Below are 7631 nucleotides of genomic sequence, written 5' to 3'. Positions count from 1 at the left end.
CCTGGCCATCCTCGGCCTGGCAGCCGCACTGTGCTGCTACAAGCGACTACTCCGCCTCACCACATAGGACAACGTCTTAACGGACGCCATGTACCGGAGATCATCCGAGTAGAGCAGCTCCGCCGCTACTACAACCGGTCGAGGCCGACCAGCTGGATCCGCCGACCCCAGGAGGAAGCCGACATGGACAGGTCAAACGCACATGCGGGCTGTGGCACGACCTTGAGGTGCGCCGGGCGTGTTGCGTGTGAACGTCTCCATAGTGGGCATCACCATGGAGTTAGTTTCCGTGCAGTCAGTGCGGTTTGTACAACTCCGAGAAGGTGATTCCGTGGTCCCCGGCGAGATTGTATGCGGAAGCGGGTCGATTATCCTCAATGAGGGCCGCGAGAGAGTAAGCGTCGTGGTTACCAACAATGGGCTGCGGCCCGTTGTTGTCGGCTCACACTTTCACTTTGCTGCAGCGAATCCGGCCCTTGATTTCGATCGGGCGAAAACGTTTGGGTGTCGGCTGGACATTCCGGCCGGTGACATGATGCGGTTCGAGCCGGGAGTGGAAGAACCGGTCACCCTCGTACGCATGCCGAGCGTGCGGGGAGTTAAGCCCCTGTCGGACATCCTCGATGCCCTTGGCCTGCCGCACGCCGACGGTGAGAACCACGACGACACCGCGGGCGGGAACATTTACTCCCCCTCCGCCACGCTCTCGCCCGCCACGCTCTCGCGTGAGGAGTACGCGAGGAGGTATGGGCCCACCGTCGGTGACATGGTCCGGCTTGGTGACACCGACCTGTGGGTGAAAATCGAGAAGGACTTCACCACGTACGGCGATGAGCTGACGCTCGATTTGGGCGGCGTCGTCCGCTGCTCGATGGGCCAGTCTGAAGTTGGGCGCGATGAGGGTGCTCTGGACACGGTCATCACTAACGCGATCATCATCGATTACACGGGCATCTTCAAGGCCGATATCGGTATCCGCGATGGTCTGATCGCCGGGATCGGCAAGGCCGGAAACCCCAACACCATGGCGGGTGTCGCGGCCAGTATGGTCGTGGGTCCCGAGACGCAGGTCATCGACGCGGCCGGGGACATCATCACGGCCGGGACCGTCGCGGCAAACGTACAGGTCCCCTCGCAGACGTTCCTGAACAGGCTGCTCCACTCCGGTGTGACGACCCTGATCGGCGGAGGTAGCGGCCCCGGCACCGGCTCAGGCATGAGTAGCACTGTCCCCGGCGGCTGGCACACCCTTAGGTTCCTGGACTCCATGGACCCCGCCCCTCTCAACTTTCTCCTCCTCGGGGCGGGAAACGCGTCATACGGCTCCTCCTCCTTCGCCGAACAGGCTGTCAACGGGGCAGGCGGGTTCCTTGTCCACGAAGTGCGTGGCGCCACTCCTAATGTTGTTGACGAATGCCTGAGGGCTTCTGATGTCCTGGGCGCCGCGGCCGTGCTGGTGTCCGACACACTCAACGAGGCCGGGTTCGTCGAGTCCACCCGCGATGCCCTCGGTGGCCGCGTGTGCATCCTGCCCGATGTGGACGGCATCGAAGGCGGTCACGTCCCCGACCTGCTCGCCCTCCTCAGTAACTCCCTCGGCAACGTCCTGGCCGGCACGAGCGTGGCCAGCAGGCCCTACACCACCAACTCGATCGACTCATTGGCCCTGGCTGCCCGGAAACGTCTCAAGCGCGCCGGCTCTACCTCTGCGGAAATCGACGCGCTTGCGGATAGCCAGATCCGTAAGGAGACACTCATGGCGACTGAGGTCTTGCACGATCTCGGGGTGATCCCGATGATGACCGGCAGCACCATGTTGCCAGTTGCCAATCTCGAGATTCCGCGCCGCACCTGGCGCACCGCGCATCATATGTTGAACGTGATGGGCAAACTGCCCGAAGACAACGGCAGTGGCAGTGACAACTTCCGTGTCAGGCGGTACCTCGCCAAGTACACGATCAATCCAGCCATTGCCCACGGCATCGGGCACCTTGTCGGGTCGGTAGAGGTCGGCAAATACGCCGACCTGGCCCTGTGGACACGACAGACATTCGGTCTGGCGCCGGTGCAGGTCCTCAAGGGCGGAGCATCCGTCCTTTTCGATGGCAGCACCCCGCTGAGTACCGACCAGAGCTTCCTGGCCTGCGCCGAGGGTGTCGACAGGGGGGTGCTAGGGGATGCACTTACCCCGCTCGGGCTGCGGCACAAGATCGTGCACATCCAGCGGGTCCGCGCAGTCAGACACGACGACATGAAACTCAGCACCAGAGCTGGGCGCATCGAGGTCGACCCGATTACCTATCAGGTGCGGCGCGACGGAGGGCTCGTAGAATGCTATCCAGTTGAGGAAGTTCCGCTGGGTCAGAATTACTGACTCTCAACGGTGGGCGCATCGGAGTAAATCTGAGTGATGAATCACAACAGCGATGACAAACTCATCGTGCATCAATTTGGGAGTAGCTCGTGACTGATCGACGCTTCATGGTGGGCCTGCACCCGACTGAAGGCGACCGATTGATGGTGCATCTAGCAGCGAGCGTCGCTAAAGAATGTCGGGAGCGAGGCGTGAAACTTAGTGCCGCTGAGGCTGAAGCGCTGTTGCTTGAACATATCCACGCGGGGGCTCGCGACGGCAGAACTGTAGCGGAACTTACTAGATCGGCCAGAGAACTCATCGCACGTGAAGACGTCTTGCCTGGGGTTCCGGAAATGATCACGGAAGTGTCTGCGGATGCTGTCTTTCTGGACGGCACCCATACCGTCGTAGTTACCAACCCAATCAAATGAGAGGGTTTCCGCTTATCCTGCGGCTTGCCGACGGCAGAGCTAGCGACGACCTGGCTCTCCTACGACGACGAGTGAGTACTCGGCTGCGACTCGATTCGGGGGCTTCGGAGCCCTGGTGCCGTCGTCGGGCAAGGTGAATTGTTGCGGGTGCAGCGGCAATTCCGTGACGGTCGCATGTCCATTACTAGGAAGAGACGTACCGCGAGCAGGGAGCTCATGATGGGTGGTGTAGGGGGGGGGAATTGCTGGGGGGAGGGGAGTCTGATGCTGTGGTGCTATGGCGCCGTTGTCAGCAGCGGGATTTTTGTTGGTGCAGCGGCGGTAATTCTGTGACGGCTGCATGTCGATTGCTGGGAAGAGACCGTACCCCGCGAGCAGGGAGCTCATGATGACGGTAACCGTAGACGCTGAGGCTGGGCTGACGCCGGCTGAGGTCTTTGTTTCGCAGGAGCTCGCTGAGGATCTGGTGGCTGAAGCGACTGTCGACTTCGATGACGCGCTGGATGCGGTCCGCAAGTCCCATTTGATTGCCCCGTTCTCCTCGCCTGAGCTGCATGACGACCCGCTGGCGTTTGTGGGCGCGTTGATGGTCGGGACGGCAGGGACGTTGGCGAGTGTTCAGTGTATTCGGCGTACCGCGGGCAAGGGGTCTGGTTGGTCCATCACGCGGCCGTGGAGCACGAACACGGATCGCGGGGCTGTCGGGCAGGTCGTCGTGGCGAGAATGGCCAAAGAACTGTTCGCTTATGCCTGCGTCATGGAGGGCGGTGTTAGCGCGGTCCGTGTCAGTAGCTCCGCGGACGATGGCGCAACCTGGAGTGAGTGGCGTGGGTCCGTCGAGGCGCTCGGTAGGGCTCCTTTGAGGGTGGCCGCCGGCCGTGACGCCACGGATCCGATTGTCTGCGTGACTCGTGCGGACGGCCTGGCGCTCTGCAAGGGCGACTCGATGGGTTATGGCGGCGTGATCCGTCTCACCGGCCTCACGGACGAATACTGCGTGACCGAGGTACCGGCGCCTTCCTCGGCGGGCGCGGGCGGGCGGTGGTTTCTTTTCGCCGTGCGGCTCGAGGCCTCGAAGCTGCAGGCATTCATGGTCGAGCTCCGGGAGGACCCGGCCCCGGTGGCGGCGCGTATCGCCGACAGTGAAACGGACCACGCACTCGCCACACAGGGCAGTCTCCACGCCGTGGTCCGTCCATACGGGGCTCCTGAGGGCCGCAGTTGGGTGGACCTGCTCTACACATCAGAGCACCGGCAGCTGCATAGTGTGCGCTACTCCTATGCGACACAGACCGGGCAGGGCGGAGCGTTCGCCGCCCCCGAACGCTTTCCAGGCGGCCTTGTGGCCGATCTGGTGGTCCGCGCACCGACGGAAGAGACCTTCTTTTGTGTGGACAGCACAGACGACTCGTCGCGGTTGTGGGTTCTCGAGACTTCGGGGAAGGGTTGGACTCTGCCGACCGCCATGAGCCGTGACTGCGAGGTCGTCGCGGCGGTGCCGGGATACATGGGGTGCCTCTTCTGCCGGCGTGACGGGGAAATGTGGAACGAGTATTTCACCGGAAAGGAATGGGTCACGCTGTCGGTCATTGCCGAGAGCGACGATCCCAGTGTGAAGGTGCGGGTGCGGGAGACGGCGCGCCATCGGGTAACCATCACGGTCTGTAACGCGGCGGGGGTCCCCGTCCTGGGCGCGGCCGTCTACCTGAAGGTGGACAGCGACGACAGCGAAGCGGCGTATGAATGCTTCGTCAACGGAAAATCCACCTGGCTTACCAGCTCGCCGCCCTCCTCGCCAGTGGGGGTATCGGACTACTCCGGCAAGATGACTCTGGTCTTTCCCCCGGATGGCCTGGCAGCGCCGGACCTCGTGTTTCAGGTCGCCGGAATCCAAGAGACTTACCATATCTACGGTGCGGAACCGGCGCTCGACTACCTAGCAGGCCTGGACTCAGATTACAATCCCACCGACCATAAGCGCACCTACCCGACCTTCGACGAAGACGGAGAAGCGCTTAAGGAAGCCAAGCTCCCGGACGGCACTCCGCTACTCCCCCCGACTACCAGCCGGCACACGCTGCGAGAAACGGCACAGACCATTCTGGCCCTTACCGCACCGGCGGATGAGAGCTCTGCAGCGGGTTTCCTGATCACACGCGCCCCGGACGGACCGCGTTTCACCCGACTCGACACCCCCCACGCAGTCGAATCCGCCCGCGCAGCGGCCCTGATCCCGGTCCCGCCGGAACACCGGGACGACAACAGTTGGGCCGCCGGCATCATCGGCTCCATCTGGTCCGGCTTCAAGACCGGCGCCATCATGGTGGATTCCCTGCTGTGGAACGCCGGAAAAAAGACGTGGGATCTGCTCTTCAAGCTCGGCGATGCCACCGTTCGGCACCTGACGTTCGGCGTATTCGACGGGAAGCAGGTGTGCGCACTGCTCGCTCAGGTATTCGAATGGGTGGGCGCCACGGTTGACAAGGTCGTCGACTGGCTGAAAGCCATCTTCGACTGGGCTGCCATCAGGAACACTCAGAAGGCGCTTCTCAGCGCCATGGACCGATCGTTTACCTTTGCGAATGCGGCGCACGAAATCCTGACGCAACACACTGCCGACGCATTCGATTACATGAAAAAGGAGACCCGTCAGGCATTCACTGCGCTCAAGGGGGACCCCGAGTGGGACCGGAAAATCAAGTACAACATCCCGCCCGAACTCCCCGATCACAGGGAAGAATACCCCGAAGGCGTGGCCACCAGCGCACACACCAACTGGGCTCACGAGAAAATCCCGCTGTCCAAGATCCCCAACCAGAATGCGCCGACGCCAACGGTACCGGAAGAACTCACTTCCGCGATGACGCCTGCGGTAGAAGACGAATTGGTAAAACAGTATACCGGCGTCAGCGGTGGCGCCGGCGGGATGTTCGACAACAAGGAAGACTTCCAGTCAAGCACCATGCGGAGCCTGCTGGAACTGATCGAGAACATCGCGGTGTCCTCGATCAACGCAGGGAAAGCCGTCGCCACTGCGGCACTCAACGGGCTCCAGGCGGTCCTCGATGGGATCCGGGAGTTCCTCACCGGGAAGCTCGAACTCCCGCAGCCAATCAAGGCCATGTGGGACTGGCTGATGGGCACCGAGAACGCCCCGTGCACACCGGCCGCCATCCTGGCCATGACCCTGGCCTTCCCGGTGACCATTGGCTACAAGCTCGTCGTCACCATTACCGGCCAACCCGCCAGCAGCGAGCCCTTCCCCGGCGGGACACTCCCCTCCACAAGAGCTGACGACACGCATGACATCATCGGTATGGTCGCCGGAATTGTGCGCAATTCATGCGCACTCTGGATGCCCATGTCGGAGATTCTTGGAACCGGCGGGGAAGCAGCGGAAAAGCTCCTGTCGATCACCGCGAGTTGCACGGCGCTCGCGGTCCTCCTCGACCTCATCCTCACCTATTTTGCAGACTACGGCGTATATGCCCCAGATCTCTCAATCATCCCTGACGACGGTCGAAAGCTGTTCATCATCGGGGTTCTGGGCGCGCTCATCGCGTTGTATGCGCGTTTCACCCTCCACATGACAGCAGGGAAGCCTGGTGCGACGGCAGTAAATAAAATTGCTTGTCTGCTGTCCGGGATCACTGCAGCCGCTCTTATCGCAGGCAATACTGTGGCTCTCTTCAAGACCGCCTCCGATGACCTGCCCGGCACACTGCTTTGCCTCGCGGGATTGTTCATGGCGGTGCCGGACCTTTTCGCGCTCGGACAGATCAGCGGCGGCGATACAGCGACCCTCGTTAAGGCGGCAGTGGCTTTTATCTGCCCAATTGTCGCAGGCCTGATCACGTCGAAGGCGTATCAACGGCGCGGCGGCATCAACCCCCCCACGCCTGCAAAACCAGTCCTCGGGTGGGTCGCAATCTCGGAGTATGGCGGAAAGCCGCGGCTCAGCATGTCCGTCAAGGGCCTATTCGGATCCATGGTTCAGATCAAACTCGGAGGATTCTGGAAGGATGTGGACCGACTAGACGAGAAGTGGTGGGACATCGTGTCGTATGATATCGTCAACGCTCCTCCCCAGCCCGTCCAGGCAAGGCTTAGCTTCCGCGGCAACGTGTCAGAAATCGGTGAAAGGGATTTCACCGTGGACAAGCCAACGGTGACATTCCCGGTGGCCGGCTCAACCGTTGAAACACAGAAACCCACATTCACGGGACGCCGGATCACGAAGGCTACCGTTACGCTCCACCACGGCAGCAGCCAGACCGAAGCCCCCGCTGGGGAACCCACCTACGCGGTCGCCCCATCCAGCAACCTCCCCCTCGGACAGAACACCGTTCACGTCACCCAGACCATCTACGGTGTCACGTCCGAGAAACAGCCCCACACCGTCAACATCGTCCCCACCCCCCCCACACCGAAGCCGCGCCGCCGACAGTGGGGACCAAACGGAGGGCTCTACGGCGGCATGGCCTGATCTTTGACATGTGACTGTCGAACGAGTCTCGTACGCGTTCGCTCGGACGGGTACCCCGCATGTCAGGGCGCCCTTCGCGTCTTCGCCTGATCCTGTGTTCCGGATCAAGAAACACACGGGACCTGGCCGTGGACATAAGTGTGCTGCAACGAGACGCGGAAGGCGCGGGGTGATGCGCTCTTCGAGCTCACGGACGCGTTGCTGTGTGTGGACGGACCGGTGCGCACCCTTGTCGACCTGACACTGGTGGCCGAGCGCCGGTGCGGTCAGAGACCGGTCATGGGAGTGTCCAATAGACGGCGGATCCGATGATCAAGGAGACGCCAGATGAGCGAGACCATCACCGAGCACGAGGCCG

3 protein-coding genes are annotated in these 7631 nt (G+C 62.1%); all 3 read left to right on the top strand.

Annotated elements, in window-relative coordinates:
• Positions 1 to 274: 274 nt before the first annotated feature.
• Positions 275 to 2374 carry an urease subunit beta gene (gene ureB / locus H9Y04_RS45270; RefSeq protein ID WP_236072284.1) on the top strand — a complete coding sequence of 700 codons (2100 nt, stop codon included), beginning with the start codon at positions 275 to 277 and terminating at the stop codon, positions 2372 to 2374.
• 110 nt (positions 2375 to 2484) lie between these two features.
• Entirely contained in the window at positions 2485 to 2787 is a 303-nt protein-coding gene (gene ureA, locus H9Y04_RS45265) for an urease subunit gamma (protein WP_187820091.1), read from the top strand.
• A gap of 385 nt (positions 2788 to 3172) precedes the next feature.
• The gene (locus H9Y04_RS45260; protein WP_187820089.1) at positions 3173 to 7273 is read left to right on the top strand and encodes a hypothetical protein; all 4101 of its coding nucleotides are present in this window, start codon (positions 3173 to 3175) and stop codon (positions 7271 to 7273) included.
• The last annotated feature ends 358 nt before the right edge of the window (positions 7274 to 7631 follow it).

The sequence above is a fragment of the Streptomyces polyasparticus genome (genome assembly GCF_014493765.1).
In the GTDB taxonomy this organism is placed as follows: Bacteria; Actinomycetota; Actinomycetes; order Streptomycetales; family Streptomycetaceae; genus Streptomyces; species Streptomyces polyasparticus.
The sequence above is the reverse complement of the archived record's forward strand: the minus strand, read 5'-3'. Positions and strand labels throughout refer to the sequence as shown.

What these genes read in the sequence shown, in the direction of transcription:
- ureB (WP_236072284.1), top strand. Translation starts at nt 275, where the DNA reads ATGGAGTTAGTTTCCGTGCAGTCAGTGCGGTTTGTACAACTCCGAGAA.
- H9Y04_RS45260 (WP_187820089.1), top strand. Translation starts at nt 3,173, where the DNA reads ATGATGACGGTAACCGTAGACGCTGAGGCTGGGCTGACGCCGGCTGAG.